The sequence below is a fragment of the Vibrio sp. S234-5 genome, from assembly GCF_000960595.1.
Classification (GTDB): Bacteria; Pseudomonadota; Gammaproteobacteria; order Enterobacterales; family Vibrionaceae; genus Vibrio.
On record NZ_JZAM01000128.1, the window covers coordinates 106,938 to 132,280 of the forward strand.

At 47.2% G+C, this 25,343-nt stretch carries 21 protein-coding genes; 5 read left to right on the forward strand and 16 right to left on the reverse strand.

All coding sequences use genetic code 11. The features are described from left to right. Nucleotides 1-238: 238 nt before the first annotated feature. The 9 genes from phaC to UF06_RS05315 all read right to left on the reverse strand — a co-directional run bounded on the left by phaC (nucleotide 239) and on the right by UF06_RS05315 (nucleotide 10,096). On the reverse strand, nucleotides 239-2,011 hold the full coding sequence (phaC, locus tag UF06_RS05270) for a class I poly(R)-hydroxyalkanoic acid synthase (protein WP_045569508.1): 1,773 nt from the start codon (nucleotides 2,009-2,011) through the stop codon (nucleotides 239-241). Nucleotides 2,012-2,072: 61 nt separating this feature from the next. Next, nucleotides 2,073-2,420, reverse strand: a complete 348-nt coding sequence (locus tag UF06_RS05275; protein ID WP_045569509.1) for a phasin family protein — start codon at nucleotides 2,418-2,420, stop codon at nucleotides 2,073-2,075. A 39-nt stretch (nucleotides 2,421-2,459) separates the two neighbouring features. Beyond that, entirely contained in the window at nucleotides 2,460-3,668 is a 1,209-nt protein-coding gene (locus UF06_RS05280) for an acetyl-CoA C-acetyltransferase (protein ID WP_045569510.1), read from the reverse strand. 12 nt (nucleotides 3,669-3,680) lie between these two features. Further along, nucleotides 3,681-4,421: an SDR family oxidoreductase gene (locus UF06_RS05285; RefSeq protein ID WP_045569511.1), complete on the reverse strand. Its 741-nt coding sequence runs from the start codon at nucleotides 4,419-4,421 to the stop codon at nucleotides 3,681-3,683. Between the two features lie 556 nt (nucleotides 4,422-4,977). Continuing rightward, the gene (secF, locus tag UF06_RS05290; protein ID WP_045569512.1) at nucleotides 4,978-5,880 is read right to left on the reverse strand and encodes a protein translocase subunit SecF; all 903 of its coding nucleotides are present in this window, start codon (nucleotides 5,878-5,880) and stop codon (nucleotides 4,978-4,980) included. 2 nt (nucleotides 5,881-5,882) lie between these two features. Further along, on the reverse strand, nucleotides 5,883-7,712 hold the full coding sequence (gene secD / locus UF06_RS05295; protein ID WP_045569513.1) for a protein translocase subunit SecD: 1,830 nt from the start codon (nucleotides 7,710-7,712) through the stop codon (nucleotides 5,883-5,885). A gap of 71 nt (nucleotides 7,713-7,783) precedes the next feature. Next, nucleotides 7,784-8,251 carry a hypothetical protein gene (locus tag UF06_RS05300; protein WP_045569545.1) on the reverse strand — a complete coding sequence of 156 codons (468 nt, stop codon included), beginning with the start codon at nucleotides 8,249-8,251 and terminating at the stop codon, nucleotides 7,784-7,786. 116 nt (nucleotides 8,252-8,367) lie between these two features. Continuing rightward, nucleotides 8,368-9,030 carry a hypothetical protein gene (locus UF06_RS05305; RefSeq protein ID WP_045569514.1) on the reverse strand — a complete coding sequence of 221 codons (663 nt, stop codon included), beginning with the start codon at nucleotides 9,028-9,030 and terminating at the stop codon, nucleotides 8,368-8,370. 610 nt (nucleotides 9,031-9,640) lie between these two features. Next, nucleotides 9,641-10,096, reverse strand: coding sequence for an Lrp/AsnC family transcriptional regulator (locus UF06_RS05315; protein WP_045569515.1), 456 nt, complete (start codon nucleotides 10,094-10,096; stop codon nucleotides 9,641-9,643). 140 nt (nucleotides 10,097-10,236) lie between these two features. Here UF06_RS05315 and UF06_RS05320 point away from each other — a divergent pair, with 140 nt between their 5' ends. Together UF06_RS05320 and UF06_RS05325 are read left to right on the forward strand one after the other, a co-directional pair. Continuing rightward, a complete protein-coding gene (locus UF06_RS05320; protein WP_045569546.1) occupies nucleotides 10,237-11,175 on the forward strand; it encodes a DMT family transporter in 939 nt (312 codons plus the stop codon). A 139-nt stretch (nucleotides 11,176-11,314) separates the two neighbouring features. Then, on the forward strand, nucleotides 11,315-11,977 hold the full coding sequence (locus UF06_RS05325; protein ID WP_045569516.1) for a flagellar brake protein: 663 nt from the start codon (nucleotides 11,315-11,317) through the stop codon (nucleotides 11,975-11,977). A gap of 34 nt (nucleotides 11,978-12,011) precedes the next feature. On the opposite strand, the gene luxQ is transcribed toward UF06_RS05325, so the two are convergent. The 6 genes from luxQ to UF06_RS05355 all read right to left on the reverse strand — a co-directional run bounded on the left by luxQ (nucleotide 12,012) and on the right by UF06_RS05355 (nucleotide 18,394). After that, the gene (luxQ, locus tag UF06_RS05330) at nucleotides 12,012-14,579 is read right to left on the reverse strand and encodes a quorum-sensing autoinducer 2 sensor kinase/phosphatase LuxQ (RefSeq protein ID WP_045569517.1); all 2,568 of its coding nucleotides are present in this window, start codon (nucleotides 14,577-14,579) and stop codon (nucleotides 12,012-12,014) included. Nucleotides 14,580-14,582: 3 nt separating this feature from the next. Then, the gene (locus tag UF06_RS05335) at nucleotides 14,583-15,680 is read right to left on the reverse strand and encodes an autoinducer 2-binding periplasmic protein LuxP (RefSeq protein ID WP_045569518.1); all 1,098 of its coding nucleotides are present in this window, start codon (nucleotides 15,678-15,680) and stop codon (nucleotides 14,583-14,585) included. Nucleotides 15,681-15,902: 222 nt separating this feature from the next. Further along, complete coding sequence (gene traF / locus UF06_RS05340) at nucleotides 15,903-17,063, reverse strand: conjugal transfer protein TraF (RefSeq protein WP_045569519.1); 1,161 nt, start codon at nucleotides 17,061-17,063, stop codon at nucleotides 15,903-15,905. A 72-nt stretch (nucleotides 17,064-17,135) separates the two neighbouring features. After that, nucleotides 17,136-17,432: a GIY-YIG nuclease family protein gene (locus UF06_RS05345; RefSeq protein ID WP_045569520.1), complete on the reverse strand. Its 297-nt coding sequence runs from the start codon at nucleotides 17,430-17,432 to the stop codon at nucleotides 17,136-17,138. Then, nucleotides 17,432-18,091 carry a YceH family protein gene (locus UF06_RS05350; protein ID WP_045569521.1) on the reverse strand — a complete coding sequence of 220 codons (660 nt, stop codon included), beginning with the start codon at nucleotides 18,089-18,091 and terminating at the stop codon, nucleotides 17,432-17,434. The genes UF06_RS05345 and UF06_RS05350 overlap by 1 nt, the downstream gene beginning before the upstream one ends. A gap of 99 nt (nucleotides 18,092-18,190) precedes the next feature. Further along, on the reverse strand, nucleotides 18,191-18,394 hold the full coding sequence (locus tag UF06_RS05355) for a hypothetical protein (RefSeq protein WP_039445163.1): 204 nt from the start codon (nucleotides 18,392-18,394) through the stop codon (nucleotides 18,191-18,193). A gap of 272 nt (nucleotides 18,395-18,666) precedes the next feature. Here UF06_RS05355 and UF06_RS05360 point away from each other — a divergent pair, with 272 nt between their 5' ends. Together UF06_RS05360 and UF06_RS05365 are read left to right on the forward strand one after the other, a co-directional pair. Further along, on the forward strand, nucleotides 18,667-18,984 hold the full coding sequence (locus tag UF06_RS05360) for a DUF496 family protein (protein WP_045569522.1): 318 nt from the start codon (nucleotides 18,667-18,669) through the stop codon (nucleotides 18,982-18,984). A 167-nt stretch (nucleotides 18,985-19,151) separates the two neighbouring features. Continuing rightward, complete coding sequence (locus UF06_RS05365; RefSeq protein WP_045569523.1) at nucleotides 19,152-20,492, forward strand: MATE family efflux transporter; 1,341 nt, start codon at nucleotides 19,152-19,154, stop codon at nucleotides 20,490-20,492. A gap of 46 nt (nucleotides 20,493-20,538) precedes the next feature. Here UF06_RS05365 and UF06_RS05370 read toward each other — a convergent pair whose 3' ends face one another. Continuing rightward, nucleotides 20,539-23,157 (reverse strand): ATP-binding protein, encoded by a 2,619-nt coding sequence (locus UF06_RS05370; RefSeq protein ID WP_226972484.1) that lies wholly within the window; start codon nucleotides 23,155-23,157, stop codon nucleotides 20,539-20,541. A 603-nt stretch (nucleotides 23,158-23,760) separates the two neighbouring features. Between UF06_RS05370 and UF06_RS05375 the strand changes: the two genes are divergently transcribed. Next, complete coding sequence (locus UF06_RS05375) at nucleotides 23,761-25,197, forward strand: glyceraldehyde-3-phosphate dehydrogenase (protein WP_045569524.1); 1,437 nt, start codon at nucleotides 23,761-23,763, stop codon at nucleotides 25,195-25,197. Nucleotides 25,198-25,343: the final 146 nt, after the last annotated feature.

Here is a 25,343-nt window from a genome sequence, read left to right on the forward strand (position 1 = left end):
CGTGAGTATGATTTAACCTTGCTGCTGGTCACCAATCCATAACTGATAAAAATCGCTGTAGCCCGTTTTCTTCACCTGAATACCTTGCACCTGTTGCGCTTTGGTCACCGCTTCTTTGCCAGCAAACAGAGGTAAAATACGTTTGTGCTGGTAAATTTGCGCAGTTTTTGCATGATTTAGATAAATTTGATGGGCGTTGAGAAAATGCGCTACGAAGAGCCGTAGCGCATTGAGCTGGTTATTCTAAAATAGGTAGGACTTGCTTAACGTACTCACCCGGTGCCTCTTTGAGGATGGGGTTGAGTTCAGAACCTTGTCGATAAGGTGCGACTTTTTCTTGCGGATTGTACTGCAGTAGCCATTGATCCCAATGCGTCCACCAAGAGCCGTCTTTGCGCTGTGCATTACTCAGCCACTCTTCTGCCGACTCATCAAGATTGTCATTCAGCCAATAACCATACTTGTTTTTCGCCGGATGATTAACAATACCTGCAATGTGCCCAGACTCGCCCAGAACGAAGGTTTTATTCCCGCCCATATTCAAAGCACCGCGATAGGTTCCTTGCCATAAGGCGATATGATCTTCCTTAGTCGAGATAAAGTAGCTTGGGATGCGGATCTTATTCAGATCGATCCACACTCCGCCAACCTTGACACCACGTTCCTCAACCAACTTGTTGTTGAGATACAGTTCACGCAACATGAAATTGTGCGTTGTTGCGGCAACGTTGGTGCTGTCGCTATTCCAGTACAGAAGATCGAAATCCACCGGACTACTGCCTTTGAGGTAGTTATCCACGTAGTAGTTCCAGTACAAGCTATTTTCCCGCAGCAAACTGAATGTCACACTGAGCGAACGACCATCCATATAACCCTTAGCGGTATTTTGCGCTTCAATTGCACTGATGATGGTGTCGTTAATGTAAGCACCTACTTCGCCTGGCTGAGAGAAATCCAAAAGCGTGGTGAAAAAGGTCGCCGACTTGATGCGTTTTTTCATCCGCTTCGCCGCGTAGTAACCCACCGTACACGCCAGCACCGTACCACCAATGCAATAACCTGCTGCGTTGATCTCTTCTTGACCCGTGATCTCTTCAATTGCGGTCACCGCTTTGACCACACCCTCGGTCACGTAATCGCCAAACTCAACGTTCGCCTGCGCTAGACCAGGGTTACGCCAAGAGATCATAAATACACTGTGGCCTTGCTCTAAAAGCCAGCGAACCATCGAGTTCTTAGCGGTTAAATCAAGGATGTAGTATTTATTGATAAACGGCGGGACGATCAGCAGCGGGGTGGCATTGACTTGCTCTGTCATGGGGCGATATTGAATCAACTCAAAGAGTTCATTCTGATAAACCACATCACCTGGCGTGGTCGCAATATCGGCGCCGAGACGGAACGCATTATTGTTGGTCATGCGAATTTTAAGGATGTCCGCACTCGCAGCCACATCCTCTTTGAGTAGCTCTAATCCGGTGAGCAGATTTTCGCCATTCTTCTCAATCGTTAGCTTAAGCAACTCAGGGTTGGTTGCGATAAAATTCGATGGTGAAAGCGCGTTAATCGCTTGGCGAGAGAAAAAAGTGATACGTTCTTTGGTTTTCTCATCGAGCCCTTCAATGGCGTCGATGGTATCCATGTACGTTTTGCTAAACAGAAGGTAGGACTGTTTGATGAAGCTGTACATCGCTTCTGCTTGCCAAGCTTCATTAGAGAAACGTTTGTCTCCCTGCTCAGCTTCAATAACACTTTGAGTGTTGCCGGAAAGCGCCACATTTTGCCAAATTTGCAGTTGTTGTTCCCACCACTGCGTCTGCAACTTCAGCAATGCTGCAGGCTGATTTGCCGCTTTTTCAACAAATCTTGCCGCATCCTCAAAGTTCACTTCTTGCATTGCCTTGTTCAAAGGAGAATTGACGGCTGCCTTGCTTGCTTCAAAGTCTTGCCACCATTTTTGATTGGTCTCTTGGAGCTTTACAAGATAGTCCGAAAAGAAGTGTTGCAACATAATGATACTCCCTTACTCGGAAAAAACGCCGCCTAGATAGGCGGCGTGAACACAGAACAAATTACGCAGGTGTAACTGTTTTGATATTTTCCGAAGTCATCTTTTCAACATCGTCTTTGAACTCTTTGGCGATCGCTTGCAGCTTGTTGCTGTCGTCCAGCATTTGCTGAGATAGCTTAGTCAATACACCCAGTTGCTGACTGTTAAATGTGGCCAGTGAAGTAACATCTTTAATTTCAGATGCCGCTTTCATTTGCGCCAAACCCATTTCGCTGTAGGTGCGAATCGCGTTTAGTTGCAGTTCAGTCAGAACTTCAACGTTTTTCGTTACCAGCTTGTTGAACTTGAAGTAAGGTTGTAGGTTTTTCTCTGTTTGATCAGTAAAAGTTTTGAAAAAATCCGTGTACATGGTTTATCTCCTAACGAAATGTAGAGGTTATTAATCGAATTACTTAACTGTTTTCACTATCACGGCAGTACCCATACCACCGCCGACGCACAACGAAGCCACACCAAACTGACCATCTTGTTTGTGCAGCTCGTGAATCAATGTAACCAAAATACGGTTACCAGACGCTCCTAGTGGATGCCCCAATGCAATCGCGCCACCGTTAAGGTTTGCTTTATCTTGAATGGAAGCAACCGATACCTGATGTTGCTCTGCCAACTTGTGAATAACGCCAAGTGCCTGAGCTGCAAAGGCTTCATTGAGTTCATACACATCAATGTCATCGGTTGACAGTTGCGCTTTCGCCAACGCTTTGCTTACCGCTTCAACGGGGCCAAGACCCATAATTTCAGGCGCTAATCCAGACTGCGCGTAGCTCACAACTTCCGCTAAAGGCTGCAAGCCATAGGTTTTCACTGCGTGTTCTGAAGCCAAAATAATCGCGCTCGCGCCATCGTTAATGCCAGAAGCATTTCCCGCTGTCACACTACCTTCTTTGTCAAATGCGGGACGAAGACCTTTCAGTCCTTCCAACGTCGCATTGGCTTTGGGATATTCGTCGGTATCAAACAAAACTGTCTCGCGACGTTGCTTGACTTCAACCGGAACAATTTCTTGCTTAAATTTGCCAGCTTCGATCGCGGCAACGGCTTTTTGCTGACTCGCAAGCGCGTATTGATCTTGCATTTCGCGGCTAATACCTACCTGTTTGGCGACATTTTCCGCCGTCACACCCATGTGATATTGATTGAACACATCGGTCAAGCCATCTGCGATGAGCAAATCTTGCATCGATAGATGACCCATCTTGTTGCCGTCACGCACACTACCCGGCATTGCAAATGGGATCTGCGACATCACTTCAACCCCAGCCGCAACGACAATCTCGGCATCACCGCTTCGGATATGCGAAGCGGCATCCATCACGGTTTTCATCCCGCTGCCACACACCATATTTAATGTATAGGCAGGGACACTGGCGGGAATACCTGCATAAACAGAGGCTTGGCGTCCAACACCCATTCCTTGACCTGCACTCACCACGTTGCCCACAATGACTTCGTCGATATGTTCGACATCGACCTTAGCTTGCGCCAACGCACCTTTGATCGCAACCGCCGCTAACTCGCCCGCTGAGGTATTTTTTAACGCACCACCAAATGAACCGATTGGGGTACGTTTAGCGGCGACAATGTATACTTTTTCCATTAGGTTGATCCTTTAATGCATGTATAAGCCGCCGTTGACCGACAGTGTCTCACCCGTGATATACGCACCTGCGTCACTCATTAGAAAAGAGACCGCTTTAGCAATCTCATCTGGCGTAGCTAGGCGACGCATTGGAATCTGAGCCTTGATGTTTTCAAGTACTTCCGGATTCATCTGCTCAACCATTGGCGTCAATGTGTATCCAGGCGCAATCACGTTGACCGTGACACCATTTCTAGCCCCTTCCAGCGCCAATGCTTTGGAGAATCCGATCATGCCGGCTTTTGCTGCAGAGTAGTTAGTCTGGCCAAATTGACCTTTTAACCCATTTACGGAGGAGATGTTGATAACGCGGCCATTACCTTTTTCACACATGGCGGAGAAAAGCGGTTGCGTCACATTAAACACACTGTTGAGATTAGTATTAATGACATCATGCCACGCCTCTGCTCTCATCTTTTTGAACACACCATCACGAGTGATACCCGCGTTATTGATGACGGCGTCAATGGTGCCTTCCTCTTCAAGGAGTTGGCTCAAACGCTCAGCACACTCTTGGGTGTTCGTTACATCAAGCTCAAACAAGCGCACTTGCTCTTCGGTAAAGCCTTTTTCGTTAAACCAATCTAGCGCACATTGATAGTTACCTGTGAAATAAGTAGCCACTACGCGATAGCCATCTTGTACAAGTTGAGAAGAGATTGCAGAACCAATTCCGCCTTTTGATCCGGTGATCAAAGCGACCTTTTTCATCTAAGAACTCCATTCTTAACAGCAAAAAATCTAGCACATAGACCGATTGGCAAATATTTGCCAACTGACAATTTAAATATTATTTGTGACGTCTTCATCTAACGTTCACCTATTTAAATAAGCTAACTTATAAATATTACATTTCAAATAAAATTTTAAAAATTACACCTAATGTTGAGCTAGATCTCATAAGGGATGAAATGTTATAAAATGGTTAATGAAAATATAATTCATTGAATTAAAATGAATTTATAATCTTAATGTTGATGAGAAGATTCGTAAGTGATTGTATTAAATAGGACTTGATGTTTTTTCTTGTTTCATCGCTGAAGTGTATAACTTACAGACACTCTCAACGAATTACCGATATATTTCCTTCATCTATCTAAATTCTTATTTATCAATAAATATCCAACTAAAATCCACACTAATTGATATATATTTTTTAAGATTAAATTTTTAAATAAAATAAAGCCACATTATTCTGTGGCTTTGTTTTATGTATTCACTATTTTATCGCGTAACGCTATTTACCGTTCGACGAATGCTCTGTGAGCTAAGGAGCTGTGTCGATTTCTGCCGGCAAGTAATGGACTGGTTTAAGCTGCCACCATTCTGGTAAGACCGTACCAATAGAAATTGACGACCAAGTACCAGAGAGCACGCCAATAAACATCGCCGTTGAGAAACCCAGCAAGGCGCTACCGCCCATTAACCAGAGTGCAGCGATGGTGATGAGCGTGGTCCCCGACGTGACCATGGTACGCGAAAACGTGCCTATCACGGCTTGATCGTTGATCTGCTCCGTGGTGTCGTCTTGTTTAGCGATCAACAGTTCACGAATACGATCAGCAATAATGATCGAATCGTTCAGAGAGTAACCCAATATCGCTAAAATGGCAGCGAAAACCGTCAAATTAAATTCCATCTGCGTGATAGCAAAGAAACCCAGCACCAGTACTACATCGTGAAGCAAAGCCACTAAAGAGCCGCCGGCTAGACGCCATTCAAAGCGCAGACAGAGGTAACCCAAAATCGCCAAGAGACAAACCAGCATGGCCATGCCGCCTTGTTCAAGTAAATCCTGCCCAACTTGTGCCCCAACCACACTATTGCTAATCACCGATACCTGCGAGGAGACAGATGCCAACCCACTGGATAGATCTGGAAGGCTGGTTTGCTCCTCAGGTAATGAGTAGCGAATCACCCATCGCCCCTCTTCTCCCGCCTTAGTCACCGTAGCCGATTCACCCAAAATCGGTTGTACTGCATCGAGTAACTGATGATTGGTCACCGTGGGCGCTAACGCCACTTCAGTGACCATACCTCCGGTAAAATCTAACCCTAGATTTAAACCGCGTACCGCCAATGCTCCCAAAGCAACGAGCATCAGTGCGAGTGAAATGACGCTGGTCAAGTAACGGATCGAACGGATGTGCTTTTTCATAGAATTGATCATAGTTAAACCCTCACACTGCGGCGGCTATCTCGTCCCCAGATCAGATTGATCATGGCTCGAGAAGCAAAAACACCCGTGAACATACTGGTCAGCAGGCCCAATCCCAACGTTAATGCGAAGCCTTGAATTGGCCCATTGCCGATGGCATAGAGCACGACGGCGGTAATCATAGTGGTGATATTGGCATCGAGAATGGTTGAGAAAGCGCTGTCAAACCCAGCATCAATCGCTTGCGCGAAGCTGCGTCCTTCACGCATCTTGTCTTTAATTCTCTCAAAAATGATCACGTTGGTGTCGACTGCCATCCCGACCGTCAATACTAAGCCAGCGATGCCCGGTAATGTCAGTACAGCGCCCGGAAGCAAAGCGATGAGACCAAGTAAACAAAGCATGTTGGCGACAAGTGCAACATTAGCCACCCAGCCCAGACGACGATACCAGAGCGCCATGAAAGTTAGCGTCAGCCCCATGCCTAATGCCAGAGCGGCAAAGCCGTTTTCGATGTTTTCCGCTCCGAGTGACGCGCCAATGGTGCGCTCTTCAACAATCGAGACGGGAGCGGTCAACGATCCCGCTCGCAGCAACAGAGCCAGTTGCTGCGCCTCATCCATGCTGCCAGCACCGGTGATGCGAAATTGGCTGCCCAGTTGAGACTGAATCGTGGCCACACTGATCACACGCTCACTGCGCGAGATCTCACCATTTTCTTGTGTAATGTATTCGCGGTAAACCGTCGCCATCGGTTTACCCAAATGTTTGGCGGAGAAATCGCTCATCTTCTTGCCGCCACTATGGTCGAGTGAGATGTTCACTTCCGACATGCCCATCTTATCCACGCCAGCGCGGGCGTTGACAATATGCTCTCCGGTTAGCACTGGGCGTTTATCCAGAATCACTTGACGGCCATCATTGTCACTGAGGATAAGATCTTCTGACGAAGACACTGCGCCCGGAGCTTTCACTGCATAGAAAGCCAGACTGGCCGTTGCGCCAATCACATTTTTCGCTTGAGCAGGGTCTTGCACTCCGGGTAGCTCAATGCGAATACTGTGCGCACCTTGACGCTGCACCAAGGCTTCCGTAATGCCAAGCTCTTCAATGCGATCGCGCATGATCTTAAGATTTTGCTTGAGCGTTGTGCTTTGGAACTCGCTCACGTAGGCCTCTGATGGCTTAATGACTAAGGCTCCAGCTTCTGTGCGCGTTTGCCAATTGGCATAATTGGTTTTGATAAACGACACCACTTTATCCTTGGCCTGCACACTCTCGCTGAGCACTCGTAGCTCGGAAGTTTTGCTCGCCTGGATTTGCACGGAGCGCAGTTTCTCGCTACGTAGCATCGCACGAACTTCATCAGCTAAGGCGTCCCGTTGCTCTTCAAACGCTTTGTCTACATCCACATTGAGCAGAAACTGTACCCCGCCACGTAGATCTAACCCGAGTTTGATCGGATTGAACCCTAAGTCGCTCAGCCATTGCGGCGCGATCGAGAGGTAAGAAAACGTGAGGGTTGCATCAGCATGTAAGACGCCATCTAGACGTTTTCTAGCGAGGCTTTGCGCGTTTTCGTCGGCAAATACCAAGGTCGTTACGCCGTTTTGCTGGGTGATCTTATCCACCGTGATCTCTTGTGAAGCCAACCATTTTTTCAATTGCAGCAGATCATACTGAGGCGTCGTATCTTTCGCGTAGGCAATCTGGATTGAGGGTTGCTCGCCATACCACGTTGGAATCGCGCTTAAAGTGAGAATCACTAGGGTAGTAATCAACACCAAGTACTTCCAAACGGAATAGTGATTGAGCACCTTGGCCGATTTGTGTTTTTTTGTCATAGTTTTCCCCTCCGTCTAGAGAGACAGAGTCAATTCAGTTCAAATAAATGTTTTTTGATTAGAAAATTGAGTCAGGAAAATTGACTGTTGAGCGCGACGTACATGGCATTGGTTTCTTTCCAACCCGCCAAACGATGGTTGGGAGAAAAATGGTAGGCTCGTAATAGCTCAAGCTGTCTTAAACAATCGTAAAGACGAAATAAGTTGCCATGAATGTTAGGTTGATCAAGGCCACTAAAGAAGAGCGGGTCGCTGTTCCGCGGTGAGTCTTCACGCTGCGCAACACTCCAACGATTCGCATGCAAGATAGCGGCAGCATCATGTCGTTGATACGATTGTGAAACGGGAAAAGAAGCACTGTCCTGCTCGCTACGGCTTTCACCAGCAAAGTGATTGGTCAGCTTGAGGTGTGCGCTAGCAAGACGTCCGCTTAATGAGTTGGAACGTTCTATGTTCTCGGCAATCGATGCAAAGGCTTCTACTGGTGTCATCACCAGTGTTAACAGCAAAGCCAATAGTCGTAAAAAGTTTGAATGCATCGCGGTACTCAAGATCAAAAAGCAAGCCACAGTGGCTTGCTTGGTCATACTATGCCTAAGGTGGATCTAGCTCAACTAAAAAAATCTAAAATCTGCGCCGATGGGTAGCGTTCAATCTATCGATAGAAAATATCTCCGCTATTGATATCGAGATAAATTTTATTTTCTTGATCCAAGCCGCCACAGTATATGAAATACACTTCTCTAGGCTGAAAAGTGACGGAGCGCACCCAACCACCGAGTTCCTCAAAATCTTGCGGCTTGCAAGTGCCATCATTCAGCAGTTGTTGAGTGTGTTTGCGGAAAACCTCCTGATGCTGTAGGAGATCATCTGAACGCGCGATGTATCCATCGAGAATCTCCAAGCGTTCCATCTCTTCTATCACGGGTTTCTCGTTAGATAACTGCGTCATATTGACCCACTCCGCCGTCTCTTCCCCCCCTTCCTCATAGACGAGATAATCGGTAATTCGCCCCCAGCCGAGTTGTTTTTCCAAAATGGTGAGCTTCTCTCCTTTATAAAGATGATCGACCACCAACGCATCTTCTTGAGGTTTATTGTGCACGCTAATACGTCGCTCAACGACGTAATATTCCGTAATTTCTGGGGCCGGCGCTTCAAGATCAAGTATAGGTTTCATCTCGGTAGCAACCGCTGGTGGCGCTTGTTCGCTTTGCGGCTCTTTTACTTCCTCCGGCTGCATAAAGAAGACGTAATAGCCCGCTGCGGCTCCAACCAGCAACAACAGGATAATTAACACCACCAAAATTTTTTTCATCCACACATCCGTCTTCTGTTTTTCGGCTCTGTTTTGCTCATGAGCATAACGAAAACATCGCTTTACGCCAACTAGCCAAAACAATCTCTCCTAGGTATAGCATACCGTTCGTGCCCACTGCTTAAATAGTCACCCTAACGTGAAGAGCGCGTATGTACTCGAAGAGCCGTAAAACCCTTTTCCTTACAGGACTTTTAGTACCAGCACAGGGGGAAAATAGCGACACGCGTCACAATAATGCTTTACTTTTGCTGCTTTTTTGGTTAACTTCGTATTCATAAGTTTTCATAAAACAAAATAGTTGGCTGGTGAACATGCAAAATGACATGCTTTTCAATCGCTTGAATCACATGGAAAGTCAAACCGTTGCTAGAGCGAAATTCTTATCCGTCGTCAGACACGTGAAAGAATTTGGATCGATCAACGACCTTGATTTGTGCAAGATCTTCGGAGAAACCATTTGGTGTGATGGCTCAGAATATCACTCTGCGGCATTCTCTTTTCGAATCGACCGAGATACGGGCAATTGTGAAATTTCTCAAATGCGCCATCAGTAGTCATTGTTAGCAAACGAATTTTATCAGCGGAGCAATTTGAGCTCCGCTTTTTATTAGCGGTAGATCGGCAGTGCCGCTGAGTTTTTTACGTTACGAATCGCTAAGTGCGTATGAATATCCTTGACGTTTTGTAAACGCTGCAACTTTCGAGTAAACGCTTCATATCCGGTTAAGTCTTTTGCCACTACCTCAAGCAAGTAGTCGTAGGCTCCGGAGACGACGTGACAACTGACGACTTCTTCCATTTCTACAATGGCTTGTTCAAAGTGATCAATTGACGTCACTTGATGATTGTTGAGACTCACCTCGACAAACACCGTCATGGCAATACCCACTTTATCCCGAACTAGATACGCATGATATCCAGCGATGATGCCATCTTGCTCTAAACGTTTAATCCGTCTTGCGCAGGGCGAGGCAGATAAACCAACCTTATCAGCGATCTCTGCAGTGGTTAGGCGACCATCTTCTTGAATCAATCCGAGTATTTTCTTATCTATCCTATCCATCACACTGGCTTTTCTCTTCATCAAAAACGATTTAATTAGTGGAAATCATCAATATTTATCTCATCTATGATGATTTTTGCCAAAATTCACCCCGAACAATAAACGATAATTAACACTATGTTAACTTATTCATGCACATTATGACGCTCGGCTACCTCGCGATATTCATCACCTTATTCATTTGGTCTGGCTTTTTTCTCTCGTTGAAAGGCGGCGCGATTTCAGCGCTTCAGCCTGCCGATATAGCCCTAACACGTTTTCTCATACCAGCGCTTGTACTTTCACCACTGGTCCTCAGAGCAAAAACTCAGATTGTTCAGGTACCCAAACGCTATCTAGCAGGCATGTTTATTGGCAGCGGCTTGCCTTATCTGCTCATGGCGGGCACAGCGATGCACTATGTCCCGGTGGCCCACGGCAGCACACTGGTTCCGGGAACCCTGCCTTTGTTTGTCACAGGTATTGCGGTGCTGTTCTATCAACAGCCACTGAGTCGACATAGAATATTTGGCTTGTCGCTGGTTGTCATAGGCATTGGGTTATTTTTGGCTCCTCATTTGAATGGCTTACACTTAGGGCAAGAAACCAAAGGACATCTGCTGTTTCTTCTTTGTAGTCTGATGTGGGCGAGTTTTACCATCAGCGCTCGGGTCGCCAATCTCAATGCCTTAGTCAGTTCAGGTTTTGTTGCCTTGTTCTCTTTGATCGCTCTCGTGCTGGCTATGTACAGCGGCCTATTGCCAAGTTATCTGGTTCAGGCTCCGCTCGCTGAATGGCCTTGGCGTGAGTTACTGGGCCATACTTTAATTCAAGGCCTCGGCGCGGGCTTAATCGCGTCTGTCACCTATCTATACGCTGTACGCACGCTCGGTGCTGAAAGGAGTGCCGCCTTTGGCAGCGCAACGCCTGTACTTGCGACTGTGCTCGCGATACCTGCCTTTGGCGAATATCCTGATAACATCACTTGGTTAGCACTGATTGTCGTCAGCAGCGGTAGCCTTATCGCCAGCAACATCTTCATGCGTCACGATACGTCGCTGGATTACCAGCCACCAGCGCACGGTGTCGAAAAACGTTAGGCATTTTCAACACCCGATTGCAGAGACGGACAACGTCACAAAATACGCATTAACCTCTTGTCTGCGCGGCATCCTTACTTTGATGCCGCTCTCTTCCAGTTTATAGTTCAGATACCTAAACGATAAAACAGAACGCTCCATGGCTCCCAGCAATAGCAAGGAAGAAATTCGCCGTTTCCTAACCCCCGGCATGAAACTGAATGTCAGCTTTGAGTTTGGTCCAGATGATAAAATGGCTCGCCCAGCCACTTTCATTGGTTTGAAAGATAAGCACTTTGTCATTATTGAAATCGCCGAAAAGGACAAGGAAGAGTTTGTCTTGCGCAAATTGGAGAACACGGATGTGGTGGTACGCGGTATTGCCGATACTGAGCTGGGTCATATCGTTGCGTTCAAAAGCAGTATTTTGACGACCATTGCCAAGCCCGCGTTTCTCCTTTTTCTCCGTATACCGAGCAATTTTGCCACTAAGCCTGTGCGCGAACACGTGCGTTACAAGGTGGCGCTCAACGGTATGCTGACGCACAATGGCAATCAGTATCAAGGCAACTTGATCGATTTTTCTGTCTCTGGCTGCGGATTCACCACACTCGTCGAGCCCGAATTTGCCAAAGGCGCTTTTGTTAAAGTCGAGTCCACACTGAACCGCTTTATCTCCGCAGATAACGGCTGTCATATCGCAAGTGTGCGTAAAATGCCCAATGGCTGGTTTGTCGGCATCAGTTTCGAACAAGAAGTGAGAATGACTAGCGAATTAAAAAGAGAGCTGCTTGAGCTCTCTTTTAAAGCGGGTCAGGCTTAGCCCCGTTGAGTTAACAAAAGAGTTGCCAGATTCATTAGCAAAAATGCTGCTTAAAGTGCACAAAAGCACGGTATAAGGCCTCTTCTTTAATCGGCTTCACCAATACGTAGTTCGCGCCCGCAGATAAGAAAGCGCGCTTGGTCTCTTCTTGGGTATCCGCCGTACACGCGTAAACTGGGGTCGCCAACTTCAGGTCCTCACGGATCAATTTGGTGGCCGTGATGCCTCCCATCTTCGGCAACTGATTATCCATGATAACCAGATCAAATGTCTCGCTTGTTAGTTTTTCCAACGCCAACGTACCGTCTTGAACCCATTCCACTTGCATGCGATATTTTTGGCAGAACGCTTTTAATATGAAGGCATTGGTGTGGTTATCTTCGACTAACAGCACTTTTAGCGGCTGAGCGAATAAGTTTTCTGGTGTAACGGCAACGCCGCTGTTTGCTTCGGGAGGAACACTTTCGCTAGCAGGTAAGAGGACGCAAAACTCAGAACCTCGTCCAAGTTCGCTCTTCACCTTGATCTCCCCACCAAGCATCTCCACCAGATTCTTAACTATGGTTAAGCCAAGGCCACTCCCATCGTATTCTCGCGTAGTAATGGATTCTGCCTGCACAAAGGGCTCAAAAATACTCTCCAATTTGTCTTGAGCAATGCCAATGCCCGTGTCTGCAACACGGATCTCCAGTTTCTGCGGTGTTTGCTCGCTCGACGTCAAAGAGAAAGTCACATCAATGTGCCCGTGCATGGTGAATTTCACCGCGTTATTGAGCAGATTGAACAAGATCTGATTGAGACGAACTTGATCAGTGCAAAGCTGATAAGTCTGTGGCAAATCGCTTTGAATTGAGAGAACTACTCCTTTGTCACGGCAAATTGGTCGATAGATGTTCTCCACGGTATACAAGGTATCGGCGAAACTGAAATGACGTTTCTTGATGTTGAATTTGCCTTGTTCAATCTTTGAGAAATCAAGAATGTCATTAAGTACCGCCAGCAGATGTTCGCCACTGTGACACAGAACATCCACCTGTTTAAGATTCTCTTCTCCTTGCACCGAACGTTTGAGCAGTTGCGCAATACCAAGAACACCGTTGAGCGGAGTACGTATTTCATGGCTCATTTTCGCTAAGAAATCCGCGCGAGTCTTTGCAGACTGCTCAGCTTCGCGTCGAGCAAGCTGGCTTTGCCTTTCGGCTTCAATCAAGGTGGTGATGTCCTGCCCCTGCACGATGATGCCGCTGATGCCGTGGTCCACCACAATAGGAGACAGGTTCCAACGGAATATTTTGTCACCAATCGGCACGTTGACGCCCGTTAAAGTGGCCCCTTGACCTGCCATGGAGACATGCGGCAACAACAGTTGTTTAAACGAATGAAACACCGGATGCATCATTTCAGGCTGATCAAGGCTATCAACCACCAGCTCTTTACGCGCGGCGGGATTCATCTTAATCAGCAGACCATTTTCTGACCACACCATCATAGGAGAGAGCGCAAAATTGAATAAATCCTGAAAAGAGCGGCGCTGAGATTCAAGCTGCTCGAAGGTATCTTCTAATGTGTGACCAATGTGATCGAACTCAACAATGTCAGAACCCAAAAATCGCTGAAAGCGCTCACCAGCGGCGCCAAAGCGACTGTAGTTCATCAAGGTACTCAAGGCGTTTGCAACGCGGTTTTGGATCCACACCCGGATCATCATTGAAAGCATGAGCATCAGTAAAATTGAGAAAATAATACCGAGATAATGTTGTCGCTGCAGAGAAACCACATGGCTGTTGTCTTGTACCGCCAAGATGGATAAAGGTGTATCGGACGAATTGATGCGAATTGCGGTTTGGCTGACAAGGTTATTGTGCATCACTGCATTATCCGCAGCCTCTTTAAGTTCCATAACGGCATCTACGTCGTAAGTCTCGTTACCATTCATTGAATGCGCGATGGTATTCTGCTCAGCCAATAAAAGAATGCTGTCGCTGTTACTGCCGCTCTCTAACATCTCGACCAGCGGGAAGTTGTTATCCAGCACCATAGTGACATAAAACTGCCCGTGCACTTCACCACTGTTTGGATCAATCACTGGTGAGCGCCTTACCAATAGGTGTCTTGGGCCCATCAGGGTGAGCATGGAAAGATAGTGCCAGTTGTTATTGAATGCGACGCGGCGAGCAATCTTCGCTAAGATCACTTCATTGACGCCATAGAAATGGCCATTACCGTCATCCCAAATCACACCGGAGGCATCGGTGAGAAAGCGAAATTCTGGCGTATGAGACGGATCCGCTTGATCGACACTGAGGAAAAAGAAATCGAGATTTTCGCTATTTTTTTGCGCAAAAAAGTCAAATATCGCGCTACTTTTCGCGCTGTTATCATGGTGGATCTGCAGCGCGACCAAGTGGTTTTCAAACAGGTTTCTCACCAGTGCTGACGTCTGTTGCTTGGTACGCAGCACTTCCTGATTGATGATTTTATTGCTGAAATAATAACTCTGGATAAAAATCCCGATAGTGATCACACCGAGTACCAGTAAAAATATGCGGGTGATTAAGGTGGCCAGAGATTGGCGTTTGATTGAAGTTGCGTCGTCTATCATTCACTATTGGCCAGAATATCTGAAGGCTCTCTCTTTAAGCGCTTCGATGTGCTGCGGGCTGTCTTGTTTGGTCACCACTTCAAAATCTCCTGAAAATACCGTCGGGACGTTCTTCCCTTCCAAATCCCACTTAATCGCTTCTGCCATCGCTATGCCCGTATCATCATTCATCCGCATGACGGTGAGATCGAGATCACCCGCGCTGATGGCGTCCAATTCAGCGGATCCACCGCCCCAGCCGTTGAGCACAATATCGTCTCGTTTAAGCTCTTTTAACGCATCTAGTGCGCCTAAGGCGACATCGGTCGAGCAGGCATAGATGAAGTTGACATCTGGGTATTTTTCTAAGCTCATCATCGCGGTTTCATAACCAGAGTCTTTGGTCGCTTTAGTGTAGAACGACGAGCGCAATTGAAAACGGTTGTCCCTGTTTAGCTCACGAATAAAGGTATCGCCTCTGGCGTCACTAACATAGCCTTCTGAGAAATAGAGCACAGAGTACTTGCCGCCCTGTGGGTACATTTTTTCCAATTGCTTAGCCAGCGCAATACTACCTTGCGCATGGTCGAAACCGACATACAAAAATGGTTGGCGTTTTTCCCATGCCTGTACTGGCGTGGTGATGTTTTGCAAGATCAGCTTAGTGTCCGAGGAGTCAAGAACATGCTCAATGAATTTGCGGTGACGGGTGGTATCCAAGGTAAAAATCAGATAATCCGACTTACTCTTCAGCGCCTCCATCAAAGAGACGCTTTGCTGCTTAACATCGGCATTTGGGCGGGTGAACACTTGGTTGATCTGATAGCTTATCTGCAGCTTATCCATGCGTTTCTCAAACGCACTCAGATTCCTAACCCAGTAATCAGACACTTGTTGCCCGGGAAACACCACAGAAATACGCACTGGTTTGGCTTGATACGCTTTCAGCGGCACAGGATGGTTACGCACTGTTTGCGCAAGCGCATTGGTTAAATCGGCTTGTTCTGGGAAACGCTCTAAATATTCTTGATACGCCCAATATCCGTTCAATACTTCTGCAGTTTGTGCATTGGCACTAAAATTTGCTATACAAAGCAAAGACATCATTAATGCTTTTTTCATGTGACACTCGATTTATTCTTGGAATTTATTATTGGCATGACCTAACCAGGTTGTACTGAAAGAGTAACGTGAAATCTGTTAAGACTCCAGTTCAGTGTCACAATTTGTCTATCCATTTTAGCATTGACTAAAAAGCCCCCAAGCGAGTAGAACTCTACGCTTGAGGGCTTTATTATTCCATACACGACATGGCGAGAGGAAAGAATCAGTGCTTTTCAGTTTTTAGAACGTAAAGGCCAAATTTCCCGAAACGCCAAACTGGTTTTCACCCGCATAGCTGGCTGCCAGATCCAAGCTAACCACATCAAATGGACTGATACCAATACCGAATGTAAACGCATTTTCTACCGTGTCTTCGAGATCCATTTCATAGCCCGCACGTAGCTGCGCCCATCCCCAAGCATTGCCTTCCACCCCCAAACGAACAAACTGCGTTTCATCGTTAAGTGACTTAAACCGCTCTTGCTTGGTAAGGTCAAAATCAATCGCTGCCGTCAGAAGCTCACCTGAATAAGCCGCACCGAGGGTGATCTGAGTGTTTAGCTCATAGGTGTCCTTCTTCAGTCCGGTTTTGTCCTTCAAATCGATGGTTTGGCTCAATAGATCTTTTATCGCAAAGGCAACACGGAACTCATCCTTATACCAAACCGCACCTAAATCGAGGTTGAAGGCCGATTCTTCATGTTCACTGTCATCATAATCTTCGACATCAAAATCTTTGACCGAGGGCTGAACAAAATAGGTGGTCATCTTTTGCAGTTTTGGCGTAACGCCCAGCGAAACGCGCTGTTCGGAGAAGGTAAGCTCTTTGGCCAGCGCCAAACCAAACTCGGTATAACCAAATGCCGCCATTTTCACACTTGAGTCGGTATAGCGATCTTCTACGTCCGCCGCCGTATTACCGTTTGAATCGACGATGACTGGCAACGCGACGATCTCAACGTAACCTCTGGCAAACAAGTTCGTAGAAAGCGCTTTGGTCGGAATGGCTAGCGCCAACCCTAAACTGCTGCTAACGGTAAGAGGAGTGTTCCCTTGTAAGTCATCCATATAACGGTTGAGTTGATCAATCTGATCCTGCCCTTTGGCCGAATTCTCATATCGGTCGATGGCATCTTGTAGATCGTCAATGGTCGTCAAACTGTCATCACTGTCTCGGACATTCACGCCAAACGAGGGTAAGAGAAGTCCAAAATCATCCTGCTGCTTGAAATCGGCGACGAGGGCCGGATTGTAAAATGGTGCGGTCAGGTAGTCTGCCGATGCAACTCCGGTATTGCCCATGCCGTTGCCGCGTCCGTCCGCAACGTGGTTAGCCGCGAAGGAAGAAAGTGAAGCCAGTGCTAAGCCGATACCCACTGCGATTTTATTGTGCTGCTGCATATGCGCTCAATCCTTGTTGTTATTCATCAAGTCCAATAAAAGCGTATCAGTTTTATATTGAGAATAGTGATATCAATAAGGGAAATTATCGATAGGCAAACATAGATCACCTTTTATTAGGCGCTCTTTGTCTCTTTTGGGTAGCGATTTGATGTGACGTTCGATTTTCAACGCCGTGCTTTTATCACCAACAGGATAGGACCATTCGAGCACCAATGGCCCTTTACCACGTAACGCTTTGGCGCCTTTCCCTAGTTGATGCTGGCTAAAGCGTCGCTCGACATTATTGCTGATGCCGCAATAAAGGGCATTGAGACGAGTTCGGATCAGATAGACTGACCAATCCGAACCCACAGAACATTGATTCATTACAGGAGCGATTGAACTAAGGCTTTAAGCTCATCCAGTTCCTCCCTGAGGGCGCTCACTTGCTCTTCTAATTCAGCGATTCGCTGATCGCCTGCGGGGTGACTGGCAGCATGAACCGGCATCGACAGGGCCACTTGGCTCGCATCTACTTCACCACAAAACTGATGCATATAACGCGATTCGCGTTTACCGGGCTCAATCGGCAGTTTTACCACCAACTGGCCACGTTCTTCACTCGCCAATCTGTCCAACACCGTCTCTACTTCTTTAACATCGGCAAAGTTTGCGAGACGATTGGTCCGGGTACGCAGTTCACCCGGTGTTTGTGCACCGCGCAGGAGCATGCAACAGACAATGCCTTTCTCCTGAGCCGATAGTTTTAAATCACCGAACTCGGTATTGCAGAAACGGTGCTGGTATTTGCTCACACGGCTGTTAAAGCCACTTTCGTCACTGACCAAACGGCGAGCAATCAGTTGATCGACGGCATCCAACACGTCAGACTCTGACAAATTCATCACTGGCTCACGGTTGCTTTTTTGGTTGCAAGCGTTAGTCAGGGCATTTAAGCTCAGCGGATATTGGTCTGGCGTGGTCACTTCTTTTTCAATCAAACATCCAATGGCACGTGCTTCAACGGCGGTCAATTCAATCTTCATTTGGCTTATCCTTATTGTTATTTTGCGCATACAACCATCTGGCTTATAGGGCTATTTTACGTGACACCATAACACGTTTTTCTTTTTTAACTCAAAATGTTAGTGCTCTGGTATCAGTGAAATCTTACGCATTCTTCCCTTTTCATCCACCATCACGATCTTGGTGCGATTTAGCTCAACTTCGACGATTTCTAATCGGACTCTTTCATCAATATAGGCGTACTTTAACTTCTGACACACATCTTTTGCGTTTTGATCGCTGGATTTCTCGGCATTTTCCAGCGTGGAATTTACGTAGGTCATACGACTTTGTTTGGCTATCGATTGATTTGTTGCGCAGATAATATAGCGAACCATTGGTTAAACACAATTCGCAGGGCAAAATCTGTATTTTTCTTATCCAGACAGGCATTGGCTTGATCTAAAAGCTGTTATGGCTGTGTATGATGTGCTTTAATCTGTGACGGGACGAATCGCCGAGAAGAGTGACCTCAAGATAGCGCTCAAAGCGAGAATAAGAAGGGTATCTTGAAGTTATTTTGCTTTTTCACATTCACATTTGAGGTAAGGGACCTATGAATACGGTATTTGAAATTGTCGCGCAGGCACGCCGCAAGAACAAACTGAAACGTGAACTGTTGGACAATGAGAAAAAAGTTCGCGACAACAGCAAACGGGTTGAACTGCTCGAAAACCTATTGGATTACATTAAACCCAACATGACTTATGATGAAATTCTAACCATCATCAAGAACATGAAAGCCGACTACGAAGACCGCGTCGACGATCACATCATCAAGAGCGCAGAGATTTCGAAAGCGCGTCGCGACATCAGCCGTCGCATTCGCGAGCTGACAGAAGTAGATAAACAAGCAACTGGTGCTAAGAAATAAGCCCGCTGCATTTACAGTTTGCCAGTTAGCTAAGCCTCACTTCGGTGAGGTTTTTTATTGCCTGAACCATCGGCTCTTAACCACACAGAAAAACGGGATGAATCTTTTTCCCACAAGTTGTCTGAGTCATGTAGACTTTGTGCCATGACCGCTCACACATCGAATTTATGACACAAAATACTCCTTCGTTATCACGTCAGCTTTTCGCCATGACGTGGCCGATGCTTTTCGGCGTGCTCTCACTCATGAGTTTCCAATTAGTTGATAGCGCCTTTATCGGGCAGTTGGGCATTTTGCCGTTGGCCGCACAAGGGTTTACCCTGCCGCTACAAATGGTGATCATCGGCATTCAAGTCGGTTTGGGTATTGCGACCACGGCCGTGATTTCCAAAGCATTAGGCGCGAATCAAACGCAATATGCTCGCCAACTGGCAGGGCTTATTGTACTCATGGGCGCAGTGGGCATTGCTTTGGTGTGTGCATTACTTTGGTTTACTCGCCACTGGATTTTACAACTTCTCGGCGCACCAGAAAGTGTGTACGCCATCATCGACAGCTACTGGCCCTACTGGCTTATCAGTGCCTGGACTGGAGCGATGCTCTATTTTCTCTACAGCATTTGTCGTTCGAACGGCAATACGATACTGCCAGGCACCATGATGATGGTGACCAGTGGTCTGAACTTGGCATTGGATCCGCTGTTTATCTTCACCTTGGATATGGGGATCGAAGGTGCTGCGATTGCAACCATCATCGCTTTTGGTTTTGGCATTTTAGTCATCGCACCGCGACTACAGCGCAACTCATGGATCAGTTTTGCCAAAGACGATCTTAACGTCTCTGCAAGCGTTGCCGCTATAGGCCATATTATGGGCCCGGCGATGATTAGCCAGTTGTTACCGCCTGTCTCTTCGATGCTGGCAACCAAACTCATCGCAGGCTTCGGTACTGCGGCTGTCGCTTCTTGGGCTCTTGGTTCACGTTTCGAGTTTTTTACCTTGGTCGGCGTGCTTGCCCTGACCATGTCGATGCCGCCGATGGTTGGGCGTCTTTTGGGAGCAAAAAAGTTCGCCGATATTCAATCACTGGTGAACATTGCCACTCGCTTTGTACTTCTGTTCCAATCCGCTCTGGCGATAGTCAGCATGCTTTTGGCGGGCCAGCTGTCCACACTAATGACCAGCGATCACGACGTAGAGTCGGTGCTCAACATGCACTTGCTGATTGTGCCGCTGAGCCTTGGCCCACTAGGCATCTGTATGCTAATGGTTTCAGTCTGTAATGCGCTGGGTAAGTCCTATACCGCTTTGACCATTTCCGCGCTACGCCTGTTCGCATTCTTCTTACCCTGCTTGTGGATCGGCGCCCAGTTAGCGGGGTTGCAAGGGCTATTTATTGGCGCAGCACTGGGCAACCTGCTGGCGGGCTTTGTCGCTTGGCTTAGCTATCGTTCTGCGCTGAACAAATTGCTCAATCAAGTGGATTCAGCGCAATCACCAACTCGCTAACTTCAAGACGCAGTCGCCCTAGCAATTGGCGACTGCGTAGTCTTGACTAGGAGGCCATGAGTTCATCAAACAGTTCATATAGCTGATTGGATTTATAAGGTTTAGGTAGATACGCATCCATTCCCGCATCGAAACAGCTTTGGATATCTTCCTCAAGCACACTCGCCGTCAGTGCAATAATCAACGTCTTATCACTCCCCTGCTCGTTCTCCCAGCGACGAATTTCACGTGTCGCAGTAATGCCATCCATGACCGGCATCATGCAGTCCATAAGAATTGCGTCGAATCGACCACTGTACATAATCGCTTCCAAAGCCTCTTGCCCATTGCTGGCCACCATGTATTCATATCCCGCTTTGTCTAAAAAGAAACTGGCGATCTTCTGGTTCATCAGGTTGTCTTCGGCGATCAAAATGCGGCGATGATTCTTACTGTAATAATGTGCGACGGCTGAGTTAATGATGTGTACATTCGGCGATAGCACAGTGACGTTGTTTTGCCGCAGTTTCTGTCCGAGCGACTCAAGACACGTTTTAAAGCGCTTACCCAAGAATGGCAGCGTCAGCATACCGTGAATTTTGTCTGAATTAAGCATGACGGTCGCAAAATGCGGCTGGCAAAGCACCACTTTATCCAACGACACACACTCCTCCAATGCCATCAACTCGCCTTGCAGATCCTTGCCCGCAGCGTGGAAATAAAACACCACATCGAAATCGGTATTCAAGCGCCTAGCTTGGCTGATCTCCTTAACCTTAATCAGCTCAATACCGGCAACATGGCATTCACCCACGAGTTGATTGACATACGGGCCGGAGTCGGCTACCAACAAACCTCTTTTTATCTCGTCAGGGCTCCAGTGGCTTCCATCCAGTACCTTGATAGGAATCGTAAATGAGAAACAGCTTCCTAGCCCTTTGGTGGACGTGGCGGTCAGTTCACCGCCCATCATCGCCAGCAGTTGGCGACAAATGGTGAGACCAAGACCAGTCCCCCCAAACTGACGGGTAATGCTGTCATCTTCCTGGGTAAAAGGTTCAAAAATGGTGGCCAGCTTCGGTTTATCAATGCCTATCCCGGTGTCCGCCACTTTGATCGTCAAGATACCCTGGCTCGCAGTTTCAGCGTTATATTCAACCGCAACCGACACACGCCCTTTATCGGTGAATTTGACTGCATTACCAATCAAATTGGTCAAAATTTGCTGGATACGATGTTCATCCGCCAATACTTTCGCAGGCAGGTTTTCGTCCATAGAGAGATACAGTTCTAAATTTTTACTGCTCACTTTGGGCTGAAAGAGAGAAATCGACTGGTAAAGCGTTTCGCGCAGAGCGGTCTCTTCTAAGCATAAGTTGAGATTACCGGACTCAATTTTCGACAAGTCCAAAATATCATTGAGCAGTATCAGCAGCGACTGTGAAGAGGCGTCGATGTCGTTAAGCACTTCCTGCTGCGCTTGGTTCATATCACTTTGAGTGAGAATTTCCGTCATACCGATAATGCCATTGAGCGGGGTACGCAGCTCGTGGGACATATTGGCCAGGAAGGTGGATTTGGCACGATTGGCCGACACCGCCGCCTCCCTCGCTTCAATCAATTCCTTCGTTTGTTGCTGCTTAGCGTCTATGATCTGGTTAATGCGTCGAGCGAATTCACTCAGCTCATCGTTACCTTCCACGCCGACATGACAGTCAGAGCGGCCTTGCTCGTCTTCGATTAGGCATTGCAGTGCGCGAAGAATCGCATTGAGTTTGCCTTCCACTCTCTGACAGATGGATTTAACCAAGAAAAAGATCAATGTCAGAAGTGCTGCGAGTAAACCTAGCATAGCGGCAAACTGCTGATGTTTATGCTCTATTTGCCATTGTAAATTGCGTTCAACGCTAACGAAAAAGTGGCTGACTAACTCAGACAAGGTATGCACTCGATAAATCAGTTCGGAGTGGTAGAGGTTTCTTTCTGCTGGGCCCAGCATTGGGTTGTCTGCCGAACTCGCACTGAATCCATCGCGAAACTGCACAGCGCTGAGATAACGATCAGAGCTGAGAAAACTCACCAGCGCATCCACATTTGGCTGTCCATTGCCCATCCCCAACAGGTTTTGTCGACTCACTCGCTGATGTTCCAGCACACGATACCAGGCCGCCAAGTTCTGTCCTGTCTGCGTAGGAGGCACCAACCTCGCTTCTTCAATAGTCCAAATTTGCAGCAAACTGAGCTCAAGCAAGATTTTCGTTTGACGTTCCAATGTGTCGTCATCAAGGTGAAAATGCGCGCTGCTGAGCGTAGACAAAACATGATGAAGCGACGCATACAGCGGTTCTGCAATCTCTTTGGTCAAGGCTTTTTGCCCGCTAACATACGCTAACACGTCGTTTAGCCTCTGCTCAAACTCGGTGATTTGCAAAGTCGACTCAGCCAAAGCTCCCCAAGAAGGGGGAACGCTGAACTCCAACTCGTCCAAGGTTTGACTTTGACCATGTTGATAGTCGAATAGCGCCAAACTCGTTTTCGTCACCCCCTGCATGATATCCATTCGCACCATCGCCTGTTCCAGCGACGCCGACTGTTGCTGATTGTTCAGCAATTGTTGCACTACTAATCCTAAAATCACCAAAGCGGGCAGTAATGAAAGCAGCACAAGACGAGTTTTAATTAACATGGTCGCCATCATCGTGAGTGTCCCCGAATAGTTGCAGCCTAGCCTAGTTTAAATACTAGACTAATTTCATAATCAGACGACAGGGATTAGCGAATGTTCCGTTTTTAGACAGCTCAGGTACGGCGCCTTATTTTTCATACGACTTTTCCCTGAAAATGGTCCGTAGCGAAAATGTGAGGATCATCGATGCAAACGCAGCGATGACGTTAGGTAAGGAGAATCCTGTAAATAACCGCAATGAAATCAGGATTTTTTGTTTACTTTTTCCGTAGTTATATCGAGTGAAATCAACAATTAATGCAAAAATTTAGATTGAGTTGCATTCACTGAGCCAAAGTGATCGTTATATGCACAAAATAAGTTTGCGCTTTTGCGAATGTCAATAGTGATTTAGCCCTGTATATCTGCGGCAAATCGGCTAAATCATCGACATATCCAGTCGTTTTCACTGGCTTTATTTTTTCTAGCAGAATAACCCATCGGGCTGTAGAATTCCGCCACATAAATATTACAACACTATTACAAACCTTATACCTACTTTCTGCCCCCTACACTCAGAGAGTAAGGTCAGCCCTTAAAAAACGTGAAAGGTCCAATAGAAACATGAGTCCAGAGAAATATCTCCAAGACTGGCAAACCAGCCAAACGATTGCGGAATCGATTACACCTCTTATCGGCAAACTTTATCGACAAAAAGGCGTCGAAGTGATCCTGTTTGGTAAGACACTGATCAACGCAACTACCATCGACATTCTCAAAACTCATCGCGTCGCCAGGCGTTACACTGGCACTCCGCTCTCTTTAGAGCAAACTCTGCCAATGATTCAAGCCATCAGCGAGATGAGCATCGCCTCTTGCCGCGTAGATGTTGGCCAATTGGCGCACCAATACTGGGAAAGTCATGAAGATACATCGGCCCTTGAAGATTACCTTCAGACTGCACTGATTGGCGCGTTGGATGCAGAATCCTCACTCAAAAGCCGTGATGTGGTGTTGTACGGCTTTGGACGTATCGGTCGTCTGCTCACTCGTCTTCTGATCGAAAAAAGCGGCCCGGGTTACCCGCTCAAGTTGCGTGGCATCGTCGTTCGTGGTGGCAAAGCCGGTGATTTGCAAAAGCGCGCGAGCCTGCTGCGACGCGATTCCGTTCATGGACAATTCAACGGCAGCATCATCATCGATGAAGAACGTAATGCGCTCATCATCAACGGTAACTACGTTCAGTTCATCTACGCAAACAAGCCCGAAGAAGTGGATTACACCACTTATGGCATTAACAACGCGTTAGTCGTGGATAACACGGGTGTCTGGCGCGATGCAGAAGGCTTAGGCCAGCACCTAGACTGCAAAGGCGCAGAGAAAGTGCTGCTGACCGCACCGGGTAAAGGTGACATCAAAAACATCGTGTTTGGGGTGAACGAGGATGTGATCAAAGCGGACGACAAAATTATCTCTGCCGCAAGTTGCACCACCAACGCCATCACACCAGTTCTAAAAGTGATCAATGACAAGTATGGGGTGATTTCTGGTCATATCGAAACCGTGCACTCTTACACCAATGATCAAAACCTGATCGACAACTTCCACAACGGCGATCGCCGTGGTCGTGGCGCAGCGCTCAACATGGTATTGACATCAACTGGCGCAGCCAAAGCTGTCGCTAAAGCGTTGCCAGAGTTGGCAGGCCGCCTCACTGGCAATGCCATCCGTGTACCAACGCCGAACGTTTCCATGGCGGTAGCTAACCTCAATCTGGAAAAAGCCACCAGCAAAGAAGAACTTAACGAGTATCTGCGCGAAATGGCACTGGCTTCACCTCTCTCTGCACAGATCGATTTCACGGACTCAACTGAGATTGTTTCCAGCGACATCATCGGCTCTCGCCATGCGGGTGTGGTTGATGGTCAGGCGACCATCGCTCAAGACAACCGCTGTGTGCTGTACATTTGGTATGACAACGAGTTTGGCTACAGTTGCCAAGTCGTTCACTGTATGGAACAAATGATGGGCGTTCGCTATCAAACTTTCCCTCGTGTGTAATAGCTTGCTCCACAACTAGTACCGCATCGAAAGCGAACTGACTCTCTTTGCTCCACCTACGGCAACGAGAGTCGGTGACATGATTTGTCCATTTGGGCTTAAAAGCGGTTGTAAACCGCAGTTGAGCCAACATTATTACAACAACA

Bases quoted from the DNA above. Each gene is read 5' to 3' on its own strand.
- phaC (WP_045569508.1), bottom strand. From the start codon at position 2,011: ATGTTGCAACACTTCTTTTCGGACTATCTTGTAAAGCTCCAAGAGACC.
- UF06_RS05275 (WP_045569509.1), bottom strand. From the start codon at position 2,420: ATGTACACGGATTTTTTCAAAACTTTTACTGATCAAACAGAGAAAAAC.
- UF06_RS05280 (WP_045569510.1), bottom strand. From the start codon at position 3,668: ATGGAAAAAGTATACATTGTCGCCGCTAAACGTACCCCAATCGGTTCA.
- UF06_RS05285 (WP_045569511.1), bottom strand. From the start codon at position 4,421: ATGAAAAAGGTCGCTTTGATCACCGGATCAAAAGGCGGAATTGGTTCT.
- secF (WP_045569512.1), bottom strand. From the start codon at position 5,880: ATGATCAATTCTATGAAAAAGCACATCCGTTCGATCCGTTACTTGACC.
- secD (WP_045569513.1), bottom strand. From the start codon at position 7,712: ATGACAAAAAAACACAAATCGGCCAAGGTGCTCAATCACTATTCCGTT.
- UF06_RS05300 (WP_045569545.1), bottom strand. From the start codon at position 8,251: ATGCATTCAAACTTTTTACGACTATTGGCTTTGCTGTTAACACTGGTG.
- UF06_RS05305 (WP_045569514.1), bottom strand. From the start codon at position 9,030: ATGAAAAAAATTTTGGTGGTGTTAATTATCCTGTTGTTGCTGGTTGGA.
- UF06_RS05315 (WP_045569515.1), bottom strand. From the start codon at position 10,096: ATGGATAGGATAGATAAGAAAATACTCGGATTGATTCAAGAAGATGGT.
- UF06_RS05320 (WP_045569546.1), top strand. From the start codon at position 10,237: ATGACGCTCGGCTACCTCGCGATATTCATCACCTTATTCATTTGGTCT.
- UF06_RS05325 (WP_045569516.1), top strand. From the start codon at position 11,315: ATGGCTCCCAGCAATAGCAAGGAAGAAATTCGCCGTTTCCTAACCCCC.
- luxQ (WP_045569517.1), bottom strand. From the start codon at position 14,579: ATGATAGACGACGCAACTTCAATCAAACGCCAATCTCTGGCCACCTTA.
- UF06_RS05335 (WP_045569518.1), bottom strand. From the start codon at position 15,680: ATGAAAAAAGCATTAATGATGTCTTTGCTTTGTATAGCAAATTTTAGT.
- traF (WP_045569519.1), bottom strand. From the start codon at position 17,063: ATGCAGCAGCACAATAAAATCGCAGTGGGTATCGGCTTAGCACTGGCT.
- UF06_RS05345 (WP_045569520.1), bottom strand. From the start codon at position 17,432: ATGAATCAATGTTCTGTGGGTTCGGATTGGTCAGTCTATCTGATCCGA.
- UF06_RS05350 (WP_045569521.1), bottom strand. From the start codon at position 18,091: ATGAAGATTGAATTGACCGCCGTTGAAGCACGTGCCATTGGATGTTTG.
- UF06_RS05355 (WP_039445163.1), bottom strand. From the start codon at position 18,394: ATGACCTACGTAAATTCCACGCTGGAAAATGCCGAGAAATCCAGCGAT.
- UF06_RS05360 (WP_045569522.1), top strand. From the start codon at position 18,667: ATGAATACGGTATTTGAAATTGTCGCGCAGGCACGCCGCAAGAACAAA.
- UF06_RS05365 (WP_045569523.1), top strand. From the start codon at position 19,152: ATGACACAAAATACTCCTTCGTTATCACGTCAGCTTTTCGCCATGACG.
- UF06_RS05370 (WP_226972484.1), bottom strand. From the start codon at position 23,157: ATGTTAATTAAAACTCGTCTTGTGCTGCTTTCATTACTGCCCGCTTTG.
- UF06_RS05375 (WP_045569524.1), top strand. From the start codon at position 23,761: ATGAGTCCAGAGAAATATCTCCAAGACTGGCAAACCAGCCAAACGATT.